The sequence below is a fragment of the Amycolatopsis speibonae genome, assembly GCF_042647925.1.
Taxonomy (GTDB): domain Bacteria; phylum Actinomycetota; class Actinomycetes; order Mycobacteriales; family Pseudonocardiaceae; genus Amycolatopsis; species Amycolatopsis speibonae.
This window is the reverse complement of record NZ_JBHRWK010000026.1, coordinates 57415-75319: the sequence shown is the minus strand read 5'-3', so window position 1 is coordinate 75319 and position 17905 is coordinate 57415. Positions and strand designations below refer to the sequence as shown.

Sequence of the window (17905 nt, the reverse complement as noted above, 5' to 3'; positions counted from 1 at the left end):
CACGCACCGAAAAGTAAGCGGTTGCCGCCGGATGGGCGGTGGTGTTGCCTTGCCTGACCGGGGGATCACCGCGCTGGGAGGACATTACGTGACCGAGACGCCGACGTTGTACGAATGGGCGGGCGGGCTGGACGCCCTGCGGCGGCTGACCGCCGTCTTCTACGGGCACGTCCTGAAGGACCCGTTGCTGGAGCCGGTCTTCCGCGACATGGACCCCGGCCACCCCGAACACGTCGCGAGCTGGCTAGCCGAGGTGTTCGGCGGCCCGGAGACCTACAGCCATGACCACGGCGGGCACCGGCACATGGTCGGGCGGCACCTCGGCAGGGCCATCACCGAAGAGCAGCGCCGCCGCTGGGTGAACCTGCTCTTCGACGCCGCCGACGAGGCCGGGCTCCCGGCCGATCCCGAGTTCCGCTCCGCGTTCGCCGCGTACGTCGAATGGGGCAGCCGGCTCGCGGTGATGTTCTCCCAGCCCGGCCGCGAGGTCACCGTCGGAGAGCCGATGCCGAAGTGGGGCTGGGGCAACCGGCCGCCCTGGCAGCCGCCGTCCGACTGACGGCGTCCATAGTGGAGCGGTCGTGAAAGGAGGCCGCCGTGATCCGGATGGACGGCCGGACCCTGCGCTGCGCGGACGTCGTGACCGCCGCGGCCACCGAGGGACCGCTGGGCATTGACGTCTCGATCGCCGCGCTGCGCGGCGCCGAAAGCGCGTGGAAACTCGCCGAGGAGCTGAGCACGCGCCGGATCGTCTACGGCCGCACCACCGGCGTCGGCGCCAACAAGGAGGACCCGGTCGGCGAGGGCGAGTCGCCCGATCACGGCCTGCGGTTGCTGCGCAGTCACGCGGGCGGCAGCGGCGACGTCATGTCGCCCGGCCAGACCAGGGCGATGATGCTGATCCGCCTCAACCAGCTGCTGGCGGGCCGCGCCGGGCTCAGCCCCGAGCTGATCGGGGCGCTGGCCACCGCGGTGCGGACCGGGGCGCTGCCGCTGGTGCACCGGCTCGGCGCGATCGGCACCGGCGACCTCGCGCCGCTCGCCGAAACCGCGCTCGCCCTGACCGGCGAACGGCCGTGGCTCTCGGGCGAGGTGCCACCGGTGCCGGTGCAGGCCGGTGACGCGCTCGCGTTCATGAGCAGCAACGCCGCGACGCTGGCCGAAGCGACTCTCGCGGCGATGCGGCTCGACACGCTGACGCGGGCGAGTCACGTCGTCGCGGCGCTGACCTACATCGCGCTCGACGGGAACCCGGAGGCGTACGCGACCCCGGTGCACGAGGCGCGTCCGCACGCCGGGCAGGTCGCCTGCGCGGCGGAGATGCGGCGGCTGCTCGGGATGGAGGGCACGCCCAAACCCGGCAGGCGGATCCAGGACCCGTTCGGGCTTCGCGCGTTCCCGCAGGTGCAGGGGCCCGCGCTGGACGCGATCCACTACCTGCGCGACGTGCTCGCGGTGGAGATCAACGCCAGCACCGAGAACCCGATGATCTCGACGGCGCACCAGGACGCCTACCACCACGCGCATTTCCACACCGCGTACGTCTCGACCGCGCTCGACCAGGTGCGCGCGACCGTCCACCAGGTCGCCGAGCTGTCGGTGGCGCGGCTGGGCGACCTGGTGGAACCGGAGTTCACCGGGCTGCGGCCGTTCCTCGCGGCCGGGCCGTCGGGCAGTTCGGGCGTGATGATCCTGGAGTACGTCGCCCACGACGCGCTCACCGAACTGCGGCAGGCCGCGCTCCCGGCGACGCTGGGCACCGCCGTCGTCTCACGCGGGATCGAGGACCACGCGAGCTTCTCCACGCAGGCCGCGCGGGCGGCGACCGCGGCGGGGGCGGCGTATCAGCAGGTGCTGGCGTGCGAACTGGTCGCGGCCGTCCGGGCGCTGCGGATGCGGAAGGCCGAACTCGTCGCCCTGCCCGCGCGGGACGCTTACGAGACCGCCGCGGCCGTGCTCGACCCGAGCGTCGAAGACCGGCCGCTCACCGAGGACATCGCGCGCGCCGGGTCGCTCCTGGACACCCTCGCCCGTATTTAGTCCTCTCGATGCGGTCCTTGCGCGGGCAACTACCGCATTCAGAGGACTAAATGCGGGAAGGATGTCGAAAACGGCGACGCGGCTTCGTCCCTGGGCCGGAAGCACCCACAGCGAGGAGATCAGCATGAGCATCCAGCGGATGGACCACGTCGGCGTCATCGTCAGCGACCTCACGGCCGCCATCGCGTTCTTCGTCGATTTCGGTCTCGAACTCGAGGGCCGGATGACGATGGAGAGCGAACTGGCGGACCGCATCACCGCGGTCGACAAGGCCAAGTCGGAGGTCGCGATGGTGCGCGTCCCCGGTGGTCAAGGATGCCTCGAACTCATCCAGTACCTCGCGCCCGAGGCCCACCCCGGCGACTCGCACGCTCCGGCCAACACCCTGGGCCTGCGCCACCTCGCCTTCCAGGTCGACGACGTCGAGGCCGTCCTCGACCGCGTGCGGCCGCACGGCGCCGAACTCGTGGGCGAGGTCGTGGACTACGAAGGCAGCTTCCGGCTCTGCTACCTCCGCGGCCCCGACGGGATCATCATCGAACTCGCCGAGAAGCTCGGCTGATCAGCAACAACAGCCCCGGCGGGCGAGGGACCGGAGCCGGGCGTCCGTCGCCGGCGCGGGCCGGTTCGCGGCGGTTTCGACGGCGTCGAGCATCCGGCGTCGCGCCGTCTTGTCGAGGACGCGGCCGCGGGTGATCACCAGGTCGATCTTCGTGACGTTGCGGATGTCGGCGGCCGGGTTCGCGTCCAGCAGCACGAGGTCCGCCTCCTTCCCCGCCGCGATCGTGCCCGACGTCGCTTCCCTGCCGAGGAACTTCGCCGCGTCGCCCGTGACGGTCTTCAGCGCGTGCACCGGCGAGAGCCCGGCCTCGACCAGGAAGGCGAGCTCCTCGTGCAGCCCGCTGCCGGGGAAGGTGTACGGGTTGAGGCAGTCGGTGCCGCCGACGATCCCGACACCCGCTTCGTGCGCGACCCCGACCAGCCGCAGCGTCTCCTGGTAGTACCGCTCTTGCAGGACGATCTCCGCCGGCGTCTTCGGCGCGAACCGCTCGATGCCCACGACCCAGCTCTCCCGGATGTCGGCTGGCAGGTATTTCAGCCGCGCGTCCTTCTTGTGGGTCTCGGCGGGCTGCGTGACGACCCGGTTGATCGTGAGGGTCGGTGAATGCCAGGTGCCGTTGCGCCGCAGCCTGCCGAAGTAGGCCCGGGCGGCGCCGGGGCTGTAGGTCGAGACCGACTCGAATTCCAGTTGCCGCGCCAGGTTGAAGAAGGCCCGCGGCGCCGCGGGGTCGAAGGGCGTCGCTTTCAGCCTGGCGAGGATCTCGTCGCGCCGCGAGGAGCAATGGACCGAGACGCCGAAGAAGTGCTCGAAGCTGTGCTGGCCGAGGTCGCTCGCCTCGAAGTGGGAAACCTTGTACGGCCAGTGCCCGGAGAACCGCAGCCCCCGGTCACGGGTCTCGTCCGCGACCGCGCGCAGCGCCTCGGGACCGAGGTACGAGTAGACCTTGACGAATTCGGCGCCCGCTTCCGCCTCCGCGCGGACGACGGCGCGCGCCTCTGCTTCGGTCGACACCTGGAGCGGCGGCGGGCTCAGGAGCGTGACCGGCCCGTCGACGATCCCGCTCCCCAGCACGATGCGCGGTCCGAGCAGTTCACCGCGCTCGATCTTGTCCCTGGTCACGCGGTTCTCCGCGTAGCCCCACATCTCGCGGGCGCCCGTGACGCCGTGGGCCAGGTGCAGCGGCGGGACGATCTCTTCGAGGTCCGCGCCGTGGGTGTGCATGTCCCAGAGGCCCGGGATGAGGTACTTGCCGCGGCCGTCGATCACCCGCGCGCCCCCGGTTTCCGGGACCTGACCGGAGCCGCCGACCCAGGCGATCCGGTCGCCGACGAGCACGACCGACACGTCGCGTCGCGGCGCCGAACCCGTGCCGTCGATCAGCGTGACATGGGCGATGACGACGATCTCGCCCGTGGCCGCGGCGGCCGTACCGGGCAGCAGCCCGGCGAGCGCCACCCCGGTCCCGCTCGCGGCCAGCCATCTCAGGAACTCGCGCCTGCTCGATCCCGCTCCCGCCATGAGAACCCCCGCCCTTCCACCCAGTCCCCCCGGGTGGCCGATTCAACTCGCCGCGAGGGCGGGGCCGCAAGGAAAGCGAAGGCCCCTTACCCGAGCTCAGCACAAAGTAAGGGGCCTTCTCCTGAAACGCGGCTCAGCCGAAGAAGACCTCGGCCTCTTCGTACCGCTCCGCCGGGACGGTCTTCAGTTCGGCGGTCGCCTCGGAGAGCTTGACGCGGACGATGTCCGTGCCCCGCAACGCCACCATCACGCCGAAGTCGCCGTCGGCCACGGCGTCGACCGCGTTGAGACCGAACCGGGTGGCGAGCACGCGGTCGTACGCGGTCGGGGTGCCGCCGCGCTGGACGTGCCCGAGCACGACCGCACGGGACTCCTTGCCGGTACGGGCGGCGATCTCGTCGGCCAGCCAGGTGCCGATGCCGCCGAGCCGGACGTGCCCGAAGGCGTCCTTCTCGCCGGTCAGCAGCCTTTCCTCGCCGCCCTCGGGCAGCGCGCCCTCGGCGACCACGATGATCGGCGCGTACTCCTTCTCGAAGCGGCGCTCGACCCACGAAACGACCTGGTCGACGTTGAAGTGCCGCTCCGGCACCAGGATCACGCTCGCGCCGCCGGCGAGGCCGGAGTGCAGCGCGATCCAGCCCGCGTGCCGCCCCATGACCTCGACGACCAGGGCGCGGTGGTGCGACTCGGCCGTCGTGTGCAGCCTGTCGATCGCCTCGGTGGCGATCGAGACGGCCGTGTCGAAGCCGAAGGTGTAGTCGGTGGCGCCGAGGTCGTTGTCGATCGTCTTGGGCACCCCGACGACGCCGATGCCGTCGTCCGTGAGCCGCTTCGCGACACCGAGGGTGTCTTCGCCGCCGATCGCGATCAGCGCGTCGACCTGCTGCTCGGCGAGCACGGCCTTGATCTTGTCGACGCCGCCGTCGACCTTGTACGGGTTGGTCCGCGACGAACGCAGGATCGTGCCACCGCGGGTGAGGATGTCCTCGACGTCGTTCAGCCCGAGCGGGCGGCTGTCCCCGGTGAGGGGACCGTTCCAGCCGTTGCGGAACCCGACGATGTCCCAGCCGTGCACCTCGATGCCCTTGCGCACCACACCGCGGATCACCGCGTTGAGCCCCGGGCAGTCCCCACCGCCGGTCAGCACACCGACACGCATCAGAAGCCTCCGTCTTTGTGTTCCGTAGAGATGACAGTCACATGTCCCGACGCCAGCGTAGCGGCAGTTCTCTGGATCGGTGCAGGGCGGACCACCTCGGGAATCGGTACACGTGAGGCGATGTGCTAGCTTGGCGACGTGCAGCGCTATTTCTGGTTTACGAAGCCGGCCCCGGGTGGGCACGGCGGCGTGAACCTGCGCTGACCAGACCACCCCGAGCCGGAATCACACCGGCTCGGCGAGTTCCCGCGGGTCGGTATCCCTTTCGAAAGGAACCAGACCCGCGATGTCTCCCTCCGCTGACACCCTGATCGCCCTCGACGGGCACCGCACGGCGGCCATCAACCCGCTGCTGTCGCCCGCGATGTTGCGGCACGAACATCCGATGACGGCGGAAACCGCCGATACCGTCCTAGCCGGGCGGGCCTCGGCCGTCGACATCCTCGACGGCCGGGACGACCGGCTCCTCGTCGTCGTCGGGCCCTGCTCGGTGCACGACGCGGACGCCGCGCTCGACTACGCCCGCCGCCTCGCCGCCAAGGCCGAAGAACACCACCGCGACCTGCACATCGTCATGCGCGTCTACTTCGAGAAGCCGCGGACCACGCTCGGCTGGAAGGGCCTGATCAACGACCCGGGCCTCGACGGCACCTACGAGGTCAACCACGGCCTCCGGATGGCGCGCAAACTGCTGCTCGACATCTCCGCGCTCGGCCTCCCGGTCGGCTGCGAATTCCTCGACCCGATCACCCCGCAGTTCATCTCCGACACCGTGACCTGGGGTTCCATCGGCGCGCGAACCGCGGCGAGCCAGGTGCACCGGCAGCTGTGCAGCGCGCTGTCGATGCCGGTGGGGATCAAGAACTCGACCGAGGGCGACGTCCAGGTGGCCGTCGACGCCACCCGCGCGGCCGGCGCGAGCCACGTGTTCGCCGGCATCAACCCCGACGGGCTCGCCGCGCTGATCACCACCGCGGGGAACGAGGACTGCCACGTGATCCTGCGCGGCAGCTCCGCCGGCCCGAACTACGACCCCGCGACGGTGGCCGACACCCTGGCGCGGCTGGCGAAGTCGGGGCTGCCGGAGCGCGTGATCATCGACGCGAGCCACGGCAACAGCGCGAAGGACCACGTGCGCCAGGCTTCGGTCGTGCGGGAACTCGCCGGGCGGATCGGTGCCGGTGAGCGGGGCATCGCGGGGCTGATGCTGGAGAGCTTCCTGGTGGCGGGGCGCCAGGACCTGACGCTGGGCTCGGCGGCTTCGCTGACCTACGGGCAGTCGATCACGGACGCCTGCCTGGGCTGGGAGACGACGGCGGACCTGCTGGACACCCTCGCCGAGGCGGTCAAGTCACGCCGCTGAGCGCAGGGGCGGGCTTCGCTTCGCAGATGTCATGAAAGGGTCGTTCAGGACGAAAAATGTCCTGAACGACCCTTTCATGACACGCGGAGAGCCCCCACACGGTCTCCCCAAGGGCGCCCTGCGCCCGACGGAGACTTCAGCGCCCGACAGACTAGTGCCGCCAGTAGGACTCGATGATTCCCCACCGCTGGAAGTTGTGCCGCGCGTCCGCCAGCGCGTCGTGCTGGTCGTCCGGGGCCGCGGGAAGCTTCGGCTTGCCCGCGTCCTCCCAGCGTTGCCGCAGGTCACGCGTGAACCGCGGCAGCTGGCGCGGCAGCGCGGGCATCGGCCCCCACAGCTGAGCCAGCGCGACGTGGTCGTAGGCGGCGAACCAGGCCCACAGTTCGATCCCGCCGGGCGGCTTACCGAAGAACTCGAGCAGATCCGTGCGGATCTTCTCGCGGCTGCGCCACGCCGGGTCGGCGGGCGACGGGAGTTTCGGGAGCACGTTGTCGCGCACCCAGGGACCGGCCTTACCGGGGTCGAAATCAGTCGAGACCGCGTAGAACTCGCGGCCTCTTTCGTCCACGACACCGATCGACACCAGATCGATGGTCACGCCGTCCTCAATGAATTCGGTGTCGTAGAAAAAGCGCACCGGAGAACCCTAGTGGTGCCTCAGCCGACCTTGGTGTCCGGGATACGGGCGACGTCCTGGGCGGACGGCTGCGCGGGCACCTTCGGGCGGATTCCCGCCTCTTCGGCGGCGAGCAGTTCCTTCGCCTTGGCGGCGTAGATGTCGACGTACTCCTGGCCCGAGAGCTCCATGAGCGCGTACATGATCTCGTCGGTGATGGACCGCTCGATGAAGCGGTCACCGGCGAGGCCCTCGTAGCGCGAGAAGTCGAGCGGCTTGCCGAACCGGATCTCGAGGCGGCGCGGCCACCACATCTTCGAGCCGATCGGGTTCACCTTGTCGGTGCCGACCATGGCCACCGGGACCACCAGGCCGCCGGAGTCGAGCGCGATCCGCGCGACACCGGTCTTGCCCTTGTACAGGCGGCCGTCCGGGGAGCGGGTGCCCTCGGGGTAGATGCCGAGGAGATGCCCTTCGCGGACCAGTCGGGTCGCGGTGTCGAGCGCGGCCTGCGCCGCGTTGCCGCCGGAGCGGTCGATCGGGAACTGGCCGACGCCGGTGAAGAACCACTTCTTCAGCAGGCCCTTGAGGCCCTTCTCGGTGAAATACTCAGATTTGGCCGGGAAGGTCACCTTGCGCTTGACCCGCAGCGGCATGAAGAAGGAATCGGCCACCGCCAGGTGGTTGCCCGCGAGGATCACGCCGCCGTCGTCGGGGATGTTCTCCGCGCCGACCACCTTGGTAGGCCACAGCGCCTTGAGCAGTGGCCCGATAAACACGTGTTTCATGAGCCAGTACAGCACTGCGAAAACTCCTCCTAGCAGCTCAACCCCTGTGCCCGATGGTCAAGACTACGAATCGCGCACCCCCGGCACAACGAAGTCCACCCGGTTACCCGCACCCAGCGACGGATCTCACACCCGATCCGGCCCGATTCCGGCAGTGGCCGGGGGCCCACAAGCCGCTCCGGTCGTGCGAACATAGTAGACCTACCCAGCTCTCACGGAAGGCGATCGCATGGCCGTCCTCGCCGGCGCGGAACCGTTCGCTCACACCGGTTCGACCGAAGCAGGGTTCCTGCTGTGCCACGGGTTCACCGGCACCCCCGCGAGTATGCGGCCGTGGGGCGACCATCTGGCCGAGGCCGGTTACACGGTGCGCTGCCCGTTGCTCCCCGGGCACGGGACCAGGTGGCAGGACATGAACCGGACAGGCTGGGAGGACTGGTACGGCGCGGTCCGCGAAGAGCTGCTGGCGCTCCTGTCGACGTGCGACTCGGTGTTCGTCGCCGGGATGTCGATGGGCGGGACACTGACCCTGCGGCTCGCCGAGGAGTTCGGTGACCGGATCGCCGGCATCGTGCTGGTGAACCCGTCGGTCCTGACCCTGCGGTGGGACGCCAAGCTGCTGCCCGTGCTGTCGAAGGTCCTGCCCTCGGTGCCGGGCGTGGCCAACGACATCGCGAAGCCGGGCGTGACCGAGTTGGCCTACTCACGGACGCCCGTGCGCGCCGCGGCGAGCCTGGCGAAGCTGTGGAAGCTCACCCGCGCGGATCTTGCCAAGGTGACCCAGCCCGTGCTGCTGCTCCACTCGGCCGTCGACCACATCGTGGAGCCGGTCAACTCCCGGGTGATCCTCGACGGGATCGGCAGCGAAGACGTCACCGAGGTGGTGCTGGAGAACAGTTTCCACGTCGCCACGCAAGACCACGACGCAGGCCTGATCTTCACGCGTACGGTGGACTTCGCCCGGTCCGTGCGCCGGGCGGGACAGGTGGACGCCGGATGAGCAGAGGCAAGGACGGGCCGGAGGACGTCGACGCGACGTTCGCCGAGATCGTGGCCGACCTCCGTGCGGAGGGCGTCGGGCTGTTCCCCGAAGAGGACCTGGAGAAACCCGCCGGGAAGTCCGTCGAAAAGGCGGAGAAGGCCGAGAATTCTTCGGAGAAGACGACCCGGCCCGAGACACCGGAGGCCGAGCCCGAACCGGGCTGGCGAGGCGGCGGCACCAGCTGGGACAAGACCCTCTTCGACGACGACCCCGCATCCGGAGACGACGAGGGCCACTTCGTGCCGCCCGAGCCGCCTCCGCTGCCGCGGCCGCGCAAGGGCGCTTTCGTCGTCCTGCTCTTCTTCCTGCTCGGCCTGCTGCTCCTGATCGCGCCCACCCTGATCGGCATGGGCACCCGGCTCGGCACGCCGCTCGGCATCCTCGCCCTCGCGACCGCGATAGCCCTGCTCCTGCTGCGGGTGCGCCAGGGGCCGCCGCCCGGCGCGGATCCGCACAACGGCGCCCAGGTCTGAACTACCGGACAATCCCGAACATGAAGATCGACTTCACTCCCTCGCGCCGGTCGACGGTCGGCGCGGAATGGGAACTCGCCCTCGTCGACCGGCGGACCGGTGAACTCTCGTCCGTCGCGGAAGAGGTGCTCGACGCCGTCCGGCCCGACGGCGAGGAGGAGCACCCGAAGATCAAACAGGAGCTGCTGCTCAACACCATCGAGGTGATCAGCGGGATCTGCGACACGATCGCCGAGGTCAAGGCCGATCTCGACACCTCGCTCGACGCCGTGCATTCGGTGCTCGACCCGCTGGGCGTGGAGCTGTTCTCGGCCGGGTCGCATCCGTTCTCGACGTGGTACCAGCAGAAGGTCACCGACAAGGAGCGGTACGCCAAGCTCATCGACCGGACCCAGTGGTGGGGACGGCAGATGCTGATCTACGGCGTCCACGTGCACGTCGGCCTCGACCACCGCGACAAGGCCCTGCCGATCCTGGACGCGCTGCTCAACTACGCGCCGCATCTGCAGGCGCTTTCAGCGTCTTCGCCGTACTGGGGCGCCGAGGACACCGGGTACGCGTCGAACCGCGCGCTGATGTTCCAGCAGCTGCCGACGGCCGGGCTGCCGTTCCAGTTCCGGAAATGGGAGGAGCTGGAGAGCTACGTCGACGACATGTTCACCACGGGCGTGATCGACCACTTCTCCGAGATCCGCTGGGACGTCCGGCCCGCCCCGCACTTCGGGACGATCGAGATGCGCGTCTGCGACGGGCTGCCGACGCTGGAGGAGGTCGGCGCGATCTCCGCGCTGACCCAATGCCTGGTCGACGACTTCAGCGCCCGCCTCGACGACGGCGAGATCCTGCCGACGCTGCCGCCGTGGCACGTCCAGGAGAACAAGTGGCGAGCGGCGCGCTACGGCGTCGACGCGATCGTCATCCTCGACGCGGCGGGCAACGAGCGGCTCGTCACCGAAGACACCTACGACCTGCTGAACCGGCTCGAACCGGTGGCCCGGCGCCTGGACTGCGCCGACGAACTGCGGTCGGTGGAGACGATCCTGCGCTACGGGCCCAGCTACCTGCGTCAGCGGGCGGTGGCGAAGCAGTACAACGGCAGCCTTCGCGCCGTCGTCGCTTCGCTCATCGCGGAGATGCGGGACGGGACGATCCCGCGCCCCTGACCCCTTCGCGTTTCGTCCTCTGAATGCGGTAGTTGCCCCACGCAAGAACAGCATCCAGAGGACTAAATGCGGTCGAGGTGCCCCAGGAGGGTGCCGGGGCCGAAGGTCGAAGCGCCCACGGCCTCGACGCGGGAGCGCAGTTCGCGATCGGCCGTCACCACGACGACGTGGTCGTCCGGTCCTTCGATACGGGCCTCGCGCGCCACCGCGACGATCTTGTCGTCGCCTTCACCCTCCGCCTCGACGACCTCGACACCGTGCACACCCGCGACACCCCGCGCCTTGCCCTCGACGACCAGCACGATCGTCGGCCACCACGACCACTCCCCGCCGCCGGGGAGCGCCGCATCGGCGAACCCGGTCCCGGCCAGGGTCGCGAGCTTGTCCCGCAACCGTTCCGCGGCGCCGCGCCGATCGCGCCACCAGCCGTCCGGCCGCGATCCGACGACGTTCGCGCCGTCGACCACCAGTACCAGCCTGCGATCCAAGTGCTCCCTCAATCCCGGCCAGGCCACCGCGAAGTCCCGGTGCAACCGGAAGTCCGCGACCTCTCCCGCGTCGACCCAGCGCAGTTCCGCGCTCTCCGCGCTCTTCACCCTGGCCGAAAGCGTGCCGATCGGCGCGGCCAGGATCGTGGTGTAGCGCCAGTTCCCGTGATCGACATGCGACGCCGACAGCGGGCGGACCCGCGCGGGCGGGATGTCGGCCTCTTCGTGCGCCTCGCGGGTGGCGGCCTCCCGCGCGCTCTCCCCCGCCTCGACGGCGCCCCCGGGCAGCGCCCAGGTGCGTCCATGGTGGACCCACCAGGCACGCCGCTGCAGGAGCACCCCGCGTGCGGGGTCGGACAGCAGCAACCCGGCGGCGCCGTTCAGGCCCCAGTGAAGATGCCCGAAGTCGCACTTCACGAAGCCGTTGCCGTCTTGCCGGGTCACGGCTTCAGCCTGTCACACCGACCTCGGCGCCGGGAGCCTTCGCCGCGTCGACGGCGAGTGCCGCGGCGCCGACGATGGCGGTGTCGTCCCCGTGGTGCGCGGTGCGGATCCGGGCCAGCGGCCGGTGCCCGGCGCCGGTGATCTTGCCCGCGTAATGCTCGCGCGCCTCGTCGAGGAACAGCGGGGCCGATTCGGACACCCCGCCGCCGATCACGATGATCTCGGGGTCGAAGACGTCGGCGACCAGCGCCAGCCCCTCGGCCAGCCACTTCGCCAGCTCGGCCATCGCGCGCTGGGCGATCGGGTCGCCGTCGCGGGCCGCACCGGCGACCCGGCGCCCGGTCACCGAACCGGGGTCTCCCCTGGTCTCGCGCGCCAGCACGGTCGAGCGGCCAGGATGCCGCGCGAGCAGCTCCACCGCCGTCGCGGCCAGCGCCGTCCCGCTGCAGTAGCGCTCCCAGCAGCCGTACTTCCCGCACGGGCAGGCCCGCCCGCCGGGGACGACGGTCAGATGCCCGAGTTCCGGCGCGACGCCGTGCGCGCCCCGGTAGATCTTGCCGTCGAGCAGCAGGCCCGCGCCGATCCCGGTGCCGAGCGCGACCAGCGCGGCGACGTGGGCGCCTCGCGCCGCGCCGAACCGGAACTCGCCGACGGCGGCGGCGTTGGCGTCGTGTTCGAGGGTGACCGGGAGGCCGACGCGCTTCTCGATCCGTTCGGCGACCGGCGCTGCACGCCACGACAGATGCGGCGCGAACATCACCGTCCGCCGGTCCTTGGCGACGAACCCGGCGACGGCGAGGCCGACCCCGGAGACGTCGTGCCGGTCGCGAAGGTCTTCGATGACGCCTGCGATGGCGTCTTCGAGCGCGTCCTCTTCGCCAGGGGTACCGACCCTGGCGGTGTCCATCAGCGAGCCGTGCTCGTCCACCACGCCGGCGCGCACACTCGTGCCCCCGACGTCCACCCCTACCGTCAGCAACTCAGTTCTCCTGGTCCGGCTGCCAAGCGTCGCGCCTGGTCACCGTGATGTGCTGGACCCGCGAAGCTCCCACCGGCGCATCTTCCCGCGCGGGCTCCTTCCGCGCAGGCTGGAAGCCCGGCATGTGGACCCCGCCCTCGGGTTCCCAGCGATCGGCGAGTACCGCCCGCAGCAGCGCGACGAGCTGCGCGGCCTGCTCCAGCAGGCGTGCCACGAACTCGGGCCGCTCCCCGCGGAAGACCTCGACGATCGCGCAGAGCGGGCACCAGCCGCCGAAGGCGCTGTGTCCGGCACCGTCATGTCCGGAATCGTCGTGTCCGGCGTCATTGTGTCCAGTACAGCCGTGCCCGGCGGAGATCAGGCTCTCCAGCCACGGCGCGGCGTGCTCCACGACCAGTTCGACCAGCAGCCGGATCTCTTCGGCCAGTTTGAGGCCGCCCGCCGCCGTGTGTTCGCTGTTCTCGCTCACCCGGGTCCCCGGTTCCCGGCCAGGCTCACGACCAGGCCGTGCGCGTCGGATTCCGCACCGGTGATCCAGCACGGGCGCAACATCTCCGGCAGCGCGATCAGCCGCCGGAAACCGTCCACGGTGACGGCGAGATCATCGTCCACTCTGGCCAGGTCCACTTCGGAAGCACGGTGCAACGGCACCGCGATCCGCAGCCGGTAGCCCTCGTCCGATTCGGACACCTGCAAGAGCGGGGTGACACCTTTTTCGTTTCCCGCCAAGGGATCCAACCCTTGGTAGAGCTCGTACGCGATTTCCTTCAACGCCTCGAGGCCCACCGGCTCGACGGCGCGGTGCTCGACGGGCTTCACCTGTCCGGGCCCGAAGCCCGCGCCGGCGAGTTCGGTCATGACGGCGTTCTGCTGCGTGCGCCGGGTCCGCATCCACGAGGCCGCGGCGCCGCGCCAGAACCCGGGCGCGGGCATCAGCCGGTTGACGATCAGACCGTCGACTCCGATCCCGCGCAGGGCCAGGGAACTGAGTGTGCGGCGGGCTTCCGCGACGACGACGCGTTCCGGGGTCAGCACGAGCCGCACGGTGGTGGTGGCCGGATCGGTCAGCAGCGTGCGCAGCGACTCCAGATGCGCGCCGAGCCGCCGTACCGCGGCCGCCGTCCGCCGGGCGCCCGGTTTGAAGACCCTCGAAAGGTAGCCCGAGACCGCTTCGGGCAAAGCCAGCAGGCGCAGGGTTTCCGCGGTCGGCCCGCAGTCGACGACGACCGTCTCCCAGGGACCGTGCTCGGCGAGGCGCTGGACCTCGGTGAGCGCGAGGAGTTCGTCGACGCCGGGTACCACGGTGAGTTCTTCGGCGTCGAGCGAGTCGAGGCCCGCTCCCGCGAGCGCCGTCTGCAGTTCCCGCCGGAGGTCGCGCCAAGTGCTGTCGACGAGGCCGCGGGTGTCGATCTGGGCGGCGTGCAGAAGAGTGTCTACTTCGGACGGTTCGGCGCCGAGCGGGCGGCCGAAGGCGTCACCGAGGGAATGCGCCGGGTCGGTCGAGACGACGAGCGTCTTCCTGCCCCGCCCGGCCAGTGCCGCGGCGGTCGCCGCGGCCAGCGTGGTCTTGCCGACACCCCCCTTGCCGGTGAACAGCAGGATCCGCATGCCTACCCTTCGACTCAGGATGCTTCAGCGCGCTTCTTGAGCTCCTTGAGCGCGGTGTCCATGACCATCTTCTCGGCCTTGCGGCGCAGCAGCCCGATCATCGGCAGCGCCAGCTCGACGGACAGCGTATACGTCACCTTGGTGCGGCCGGCGGCCAGCGCTTCGAGGGCGTAACGGCCGTTCTGGGCCTTCTGCATCTGGCCCTTGACCAGGCGCCAGCTGACCCCTTGGCCATCGGCGTCCCAGTCGTACTCGAGGGTGTAGACGTCCTTGATCGGTCCGGCGTCGAGGGTGAGTTTCACCTGTTTGGCGCGGCCGTCACCGTCCTCGCCGAGCACCTCGGTCTCCCGGACGGCCTTGGCCCATTCCGGGTACGCGGGAAAGTCGGCGATGACGGCCATGACCCGCTCGGGCTCGGCGTCGACCTCGATGGATTGCGTGGACTGCTCGGCCATGCCCCGAACTCTAGCCGGGCCCGGGTGTCACCAGCGAAGCACGTACGGCTGTGCCGTCTCTTTGAAGTGACCGACGTTACGGCATTCGGTCCTGCCGAGCCTCGTCCGCGCGGACAGGGGCTGGTGGACGTGGCCGAAGACCGACCAGCGCGGCCGCTGCTCGCGGATGAGGTCCACCAGCGCCGCAGACCCGATCTCGGACCGCCGCGCGATCACGTCGTAGGTCAGTTCCGGGATGGCCGGCGGGACGTGGGTACACAGGACGTCGACGTTCTCCAGCGCGCCGACCGCGGTGTCGTACTCCTCGCGGGTGCGCAGGTACGGCCGCCAGAAGCCGTTGCGGCGCGGGACCACGTTCGGCGGGAGCAGCGCGCCGCCGATGAACCCGAAGCGCAGCCCGCCGAACTCGGCCACTTCGCCGTCGAGGACCTGGATGCCGTCGCCGGCGAACTCGGGCCACAGCGAGGGGTCGTCGACGTTGCCGGGAGTCGCGAACGTCGGCGCCGTGAGAGCGCCGAACAGGACGGAGTACTGGTCCTGGATCGCCTCGCCGACGGCGGCGGCCGGATCGGCCAAAGTGGCCCACAACGATCGCGAGAAGGCAACGGTCTCATCACGAGTGCCCTCGCGCCGCAGCCGCGCGAACTCGCCGACCTTCTCGGCGCCGAAGAGCGCGCCCATGATGCCTTTGTCGTGCTCGCGGTAGTCGACGAAGTCCAGCAGGTCGCCCAGCACGATCAACGCGTCGGCGCCGTCGCCCGCGCGTTTGAGCGCGTCGGCGTTTCCGTGCACGTCCGACACCACGTGAACCCGCATGCCCACCCCTATTCGGCCCGGGGGCCGACCCCGGGCTCGCGCCCGTCCTCGAGAACCTCTTTGAGCCCGAGCGCGATCGCCTTGGCGGCACGGGCGCGGCGGTCGAACTCCCGCCGCAGGTCCCGGGGTTCCAGCGCGCGCGGCTCCCCGTCCGGACCGGCGGGAGTGGCACGCAGGAAGTAGTGCAGCAGAGTGCCGTCGAGCACCGGCTCGAGCCAGACCTCCATCGTACCGATCAAGGCACCGCGCACGGTCCAGCGCAATCCTTGGTTCCCACGGTCGGTGTAGACCTCGAGAACGAGGTCCGGCCAGTAACGTGACCAAGATCGCGGATCGGCGAAAGCGGCGGCCACGGTGGAGGGCGGGACCACGAGGAAGGTCTCGTCGACGATGTCGAGAGCTGGCGGCGCCTGGTTCACAAGCGGCAGAATGTCATGCCCTCGGTATGGCCGATTCGCCAGCATGGTCTTAAGGTGCACGGCACGCTAAGTTGACTGGCGGGTAACACCGGTCACACCACTTTGCACGCGAACACGGAGGTTCCTCGTGCGCGAATACAGCGCCCCCGCCGCCAATCCGGTGACCGACGACGAGAACCTCGCGGACGTCGTCTGGGCGAACGCCGAGCGGTTCTCCGATGTCGTGAGTTTCCGCCGCCAGGTCGACGGAACCTGGCTGGACATCACCGCCAAGGATTTCGCCGCCCAGGTTCTGGCCGTGGCCAAGGGAATGGCCCAGGCGGGCATCGCACCGGGCGACCGGATCGGGCTCATGTCCAAGACCCGCTACGAATGGACCCTGATCGATTTCGCGATCTGGGCCGCCGGAGCGGTCACCGTCCCGATCTACGACACCTCCTCGGCCGAGCAGGTCCACTGGATCCTTTCGGACTCGGCGGCGAAGGGCGTGTTCGTCGAGACCGACGAACACCTCGCGACGCTGGAGTCGGTCAAGGGCCGCCTCGACACGCTCGAGCACACCTGGCAGATCGAGGCCGCGGACAAGCCCGCTGTCGACCACCTCACCGCGCAGGGCGCCGAGCTGAGCGACGACGACCTGCACGAACGCCGCCGCTCGGTGAAGGCCGGCGACCTCGCCACGATCGTGTACACCTCGGGCACCACCGGCCGTCCCAAGGGCGTCGAGCTGACGCACCGGAACCTCCTCTCCGAGATCCGCGCCGACATCGCCGCGTTCCCGCAGCTGATGGAGCAGGGCAACTCGCTGCTGGTGTTCCTGCCGCTCGCGCACGTCCTCGCCCGCGCCATCGCGGTGACCGCGCTCAGTGCGCGGGTAACCCTCGGGCACACCTCGGACGTCAAGAACCTCGTCGCCGACCTCGGCACGTTCCGGCCGACGTTCGTCGTCGCCGTCCCGCGAGTGTTCGAGAAGGTCTACAACAGCGCGAAGCAGAAGGCGCACGGCGACGGCAAGGGCAAGATCTTCGACGCCGCCGAAGCCACCGCCGTCGCCTACAGCCAGGCCCAGGACACCGGCGGCGCCGGGCTGGGCCTCAAGGTCAAGCACGCGCTGTTCGACAAGCTCGTCTTCAGCAAGCTGCGCGCGGCCCTCGGCGGCCGGTGCGTCGCGGCGGTGTCCGGCGGTGCCCCGCTCGGCGTGCGGCTGGCGCACTTCTTCCGCGGCATCGGCGTCCCGGTGTTCGAAGGCTACGGCCTGACCGAGACGTCCGCGGCGGCCTGCGTCGGGACCCAGGACGGGTTCCGCGTCGGCACCGTGGGACGGCCCGTCGCCGGCACCTCGGTGCGGATCGCCGACGACGGCGAGATCCTGCTGAAGGGCGACGTCGTGTTCAGCGGCTACTTCAACAACGCCGAAGCGACCGCCGAAGCGCTGGAAGACGGCTGGTTCCACACCGGCGACCTCGGCGAACTGGACACCGACGGGTTCCTCAAGATCACCGGGCGCAAGAAGGAGATCATCGTCACCGCGGGCGGCAAGAACGTCGCCCCGTCCGGGCTCGAAGACTCCATCAAGGCCAGCCCGCTGGTCAGCCAGGCGATGGTCGTCGGCGACCAGCGGCCGTTCATCGGCGCGCTGATCACCATCGACGAGGAGTACTTCCCGTCGTGGAAGTCGCAGCACGGCAAGCCTTCCGACGCCACGGTGTCGGATCTGGCCGGTGACGCCGAACTGCGCGCCGAAGTCCAGCAGGCCGTCGACCAGGCCAACAGCGCGGTGTCGCAGGCCGAGGCGATCAAGAAGTTCACGATCCTCTCGAAGGACTTCACCGAGGCAGGCGGGGAGATCACGCCGAGCCTGAAGCTGAAGCGCAACATCGTGAACAAGAACTACGCGAACGACATCGAAGCTCTCTACAAGAAGTAGCTCATTGCGCGTGAAGGCGGCTGCGAGGGGGCGGTCCGGTGGGTC

19 protein-coding genes are annotated in these 17905 nt (G+C 70.0%); 8 read left to right on the top strand and 11 right to left on the bottom strand.

The genetic code is table 11. From position 1 onward, the window contains the following. Positions 1-88: 88 nt before the first annotated feature. The 3 genes from ACFOSH_RS20120 (at position 89) to ACFOSH_RS20110 (ending at position 2602) form a co-directional block, all read left to right on the top strand. Positions 89-559, top strand: coding sequence for a group II truncated hemoglobin (locus ACFOSH_RS20120; RefSeq protein WP_378240546.1), 471 nt, complete (start codon positions 89-91; stop codon positions 557-559). Between the two features lie 38 nt (positions 560-597). After that, positions 598-2040, top strand: coding sequence for an aromatic amino acid ammonia-lyase (locus ACFOSH_RS20115; protein WP_378240524.1), 1443 nt, complete (start codon positions 598-600; stop codon positions 2038-2040). Positions 2041-2164: 124 nt separating this feature from the next. After that, positions 2165-2602: a VOC family protein gene (locus ACFOSH_RS20110; protein WP_378240523.1), complete on the top strand. Its 438-nt coding sequence runs from the start codon at positions 2165-2167 to the stop codon at positions 2600-2602. Here the strand turns inward: ACFOSH_RS20110 and ACFOSH_RS20105 are convergent, their stop codons facing one another. Both ACFOSH_RS20105 and ACFOSH_RS20100 read right to left on the bottom strand, forming a co-directional pair. Continuing rightward, the gene (locus tag ACFOSH_RS20105; protein WP_378240522.1) at positions 2603-4120 is read right to left on the bottom strand and encodes an amidohydrolase family protein; all 1518 of its coding nucleotides are present in this window, start codon (positions 4118-4120) and stop codon (positions 2603-2605) included. A gap of 133 nt (positions 4121-4253) precedes the next feature. Beyond that, positions 4254-5279 carry a 6-phosphofructokinase gene (locus ACFOSH_RS20100; RefSeq protein WP_378240521.1) on the bottom strand — a complete coding sequence of 342 codons (1026 nt, stop codon included), beginning with the start codon at positions 5277-5279 and terminating at the stop codon, positions 4254-4256. A 286-nt stretch (positions 5280-5565) separates the two neighbouring features. On the opposite strand from ACFOSH_RS20100, the gene ACFOSH_RS20095 reads away from it, so the two are divergent. After that, positions 5566-6642 carry a 3-deoxy-7-phosphoheptulonate synthase gene (locus ACFOSH_RS20095; protein WP_378240520.1) on the top strand — a complete coding sequence of 359 codons (1077 nt, stop codon included), beginning with the start codon at positions 5566-5568 and terminating at the stop codon, positions 6640-6642. A gap of 151 nt (positions 6643-6793) precedes the next feature. Here the strand turns inward: ACFOSH_RS20095 and ACFOSH_RS20090 are convergent, their stop codons facing one another. Both ACFOSH_RS20090 and ACFOSH_RS20085 read right to left on the bottom strand, forming a co-directional pair. Then, positions 6794-7279, bottom strand: a complete 486-nt coding sequence (locus ACFOSH_RS20090; protein ID WP_378240519.1) for a polyadenylate-specific 3'-exoribonuclease AS — start codon at positions 7277-7279, stop codon at positions 6794-6796. Between the two features lie 20 nt (positions 7280-7299). Further along, complete coding sequence (locus ACFOSH_RS20085) at positions 7300-8061, bottom strand: lysophospholipid acyltransferase family protein (RefSeq protein ID WP_076154653.1); 762 nt, start codon at positions 8059-8061, stop codon at positions 7300-7302. 214 nt (positions 8062-8275) lie between these two features. On the opposite strand from ACFOSH_RS20085, the gene ACFOSH_RS20080 reads away from it, so the two are divergent. Genes ACFOSH_RS20080 through ACFOSH_RS20070 form a run of 3 tightly spaced genes read left to right on the top strand, consistent with a single transcriptional unit; the run spans position 8276 to position 10724 of the window. Beyond that, positions 8276-9046 carry an alpha/beta hydrolase gene (locus tag ACFOSH_RS20080; protein ID WP_378240518.1) on the top strand — a complete coding sequence of 257 codons (771 nt, stop codon included), beginning with the start codon at positions 8276-8278 and terminating at the stop codon, positions 9044-9046. Further along, entirely contained in the window at positions 9043-9561 is a 519-nt protein-coding gene (locus ACFOSH_RS20075) for a hypothetical protein (protein ID WP_378240517.1), read from the top strand. Before ACFOSH_RS20080 ends, ACFOSH_RS20075 begins: the two co-directional genes overlap by 4 nt. Positions 9562-9581: 20 nt before the next feature. Continuing rightward, positions 9582-10724 (top strand): glutamate--cysteine ligase, encoded by a 1143-nt coding sequence (locus ACFOSH_RS20070; protein WP_378240516.1) that lies wholly within the window; start codon positions 9582-9584, stop codon positions 10722-10724. 62 nt (positions 10725-10786) lie between these two features. Here the strand turns inward: ACFOSH_RS20070 and ACFOSH_RS20065 are convergent, their stop codons facing one another. Genes ACFOSH_RS20065 through ACFOSH_RS20035 form a run of 7 tightly spaced genes read right to left on the bottom strand, consistent with a single transcriptional unit; the run spans position 10787 to position 15933 of the window. Continuing rightward, on the bottom strand, positions 10787-11656 hold the full coding sequence (locus tag ACFOSH_RS20065; protein ID WP_378240515.1) for an NUDIX domain-containing protein: 870 nt from the start codon (positions 11654-11656) through the stop codon (positions 10787-10789). 4 nt (positions 11657-11660) lie between these two features. Next, the gene (locus tag ACFOSH_RS20060; protein WP_378240545.1) at positions 11661-12620 is read right to left on the bottom strand and encodes an ROK family protein; all 960 of its coding nucleotides are present in this window, start codon (positions 12618-12620) and stop codon (positions 11661-11663) included. A gap of 16 nt (positions 12621-12636) precedes the next feature. Further along, positions 12637-13104: a hypothetical protein gene (locus ACFOSH_RS20055; RefSeq protein WP_378240514.1), complete on the bottom strand. Its 468-nt coding sequence runs from the start codon at positions 13102-13104 to the stop codon at positions 12637-12639. After that, positions 13101-14243, bottom strand: a complete 1143-nt coding sequence (locus ACFOSH_RS20050; protein ID WP_378240513.1) for an ArsA family ATPase — start codon at positions 14241-14243, stop codon at positions 13101-13103. Before ACFOSH_RS20050 ends, ACFOSH_RS20055 begins: the two co-directional genes overlap by 4 nt. Before the next feature lie 14 nt (positions 14244-14257). After that, the gene (locus tag ACFOSH_RS20045) at positions 14258-14698 is read right to left on the bottom strand and encodes an SRPBCC family protein (protein ID WP_378240511.1); all 441 of its coding nucleotides are present in this window, start codon (positions 14696-14698) and stop codon (positions 14258-14260) included. A gap of 27 nt (positions 14699-14725) precedes the next feature. Continuing rightward, positions 14726-15514, bottom strand: coding sequence for a metallophosphoesterase family protein (locus tag ACFOSH_RS20040; RefSeq protein ID WP_378240510.1), 789 nt, complete (start codon positions 15512-15514; stop codon positions 14726-14728). Between the two features lie 8 nt (positions 15515-15522). Then, positions 15523-15933, bottom strand: a complete 411-nt coding sequence (locus tag ACFOSH_RS20035) for a polyketide cyclase / dehydrase and lipid transport (RefSeq protein WP_378240509.1) — start codon at positions 15931-15933, stop codon at positions 15523-15525. 127 nt (positions 15934-16060) lie between these two features. On the opposite strand from ACFOSH_RS20035, the gene ACFOSH_RS20030 reads away from it, so the two are divergent. Continuing rightward, positions 16061-17860 carry an AMP-dependent synthetase/ligase gene (locus ACFOSH_RS20030; RefSeq protein WP_378240508.1) on the top strand — a complete coding sequence of 600 codons (1800 nt, stop codon included), beginning with the start codon at positions 16061-16063 and terminating at the stop codon, positions 17858-17860. Positions 17861-17905: the final 45 nt, after the last annotated feature.

What these genes read in the sequence shown, in the direction of transcription:
- ACFOSH_RS20105 (WP_378240522.1), bottom strand. Translation starts at nt 4,120, where the DNA reads ATGGCGGGAGCGGGATCGAGCAGGCGCGAGTTCCTGAGATGGCTGGCC.
- ACFOSH_RS20050 (WP_378240513.1), bottom strand. Translation starts at nt 14,243, where the DNA reads ATGCGGATCCTGCTGTTCACCGGCAAGGGGGGTGTCGGCAAGACCACG.
- ACFOSH_RS20040 (WP_378240510.1), bottom strand. Translation starts at nt 15,514, where the DNA reads ATGCGGGTTCACGTGGTGTCGGACGTGCACGGAAACGCCGACGCGCTC.
- ACFOSH_RS20070 (WP_378240516.1), top strand. Translation starts at nt 9,582, where the DNA reads ATGAAGATCGACTTCACTCCCTCGCGCCGGTCGACGGTCGGCGCGGAA.
- ACFOSH_RS20110 (WP_378240523.1), top strand. Translation starts at nt 2,165, where the DNA reads ATGAGCATCCAGCGGATGGACCACGTCGGCGTCATCGTCAGCGACCTC.
- ACFOSH_RS20100 (WP_378240521.1), bottom strand. Translation starts at nt 5,279, where the DNA reads ATGCGTGTCGGTGTGCTGACCGGCGGTGGGGACTGCCCGGGGCTCAAC.
- ACFOSH_RS20080 (WP_378240518.1), top strand. Translation starts at nt 8,276, where the DNA reads ATGGCCGTCCTCGCCGGCGCGGAACCGTTCGCTCACACCGGTTCGACC.
- ACFOSH_RS20045 (WP_378240511.1), bottom strand. Translation starts at nt 14,698, where the DNA reads ATGGCCGAGCAGTCCACGCAATCCATCGAGGTCGACGCCGAGCCCGAG.
- ACFOSH_RS20075 (WP_378240517.1), top strand. Translation starts at nt 9,043, where the DNA reads ATGAGCAGAGGCAAGGACGGGCCGGAGGACGTCGACGCGACGTTCGCC.
- ACFOSH_RS20095 (WP_378240520.1), top strand. Translation starts at nt 5,566, where the DNA reads ATGTCTCCCTCCGCTGACACCCTGATCGCCCTCGACGGGCACCGCACG.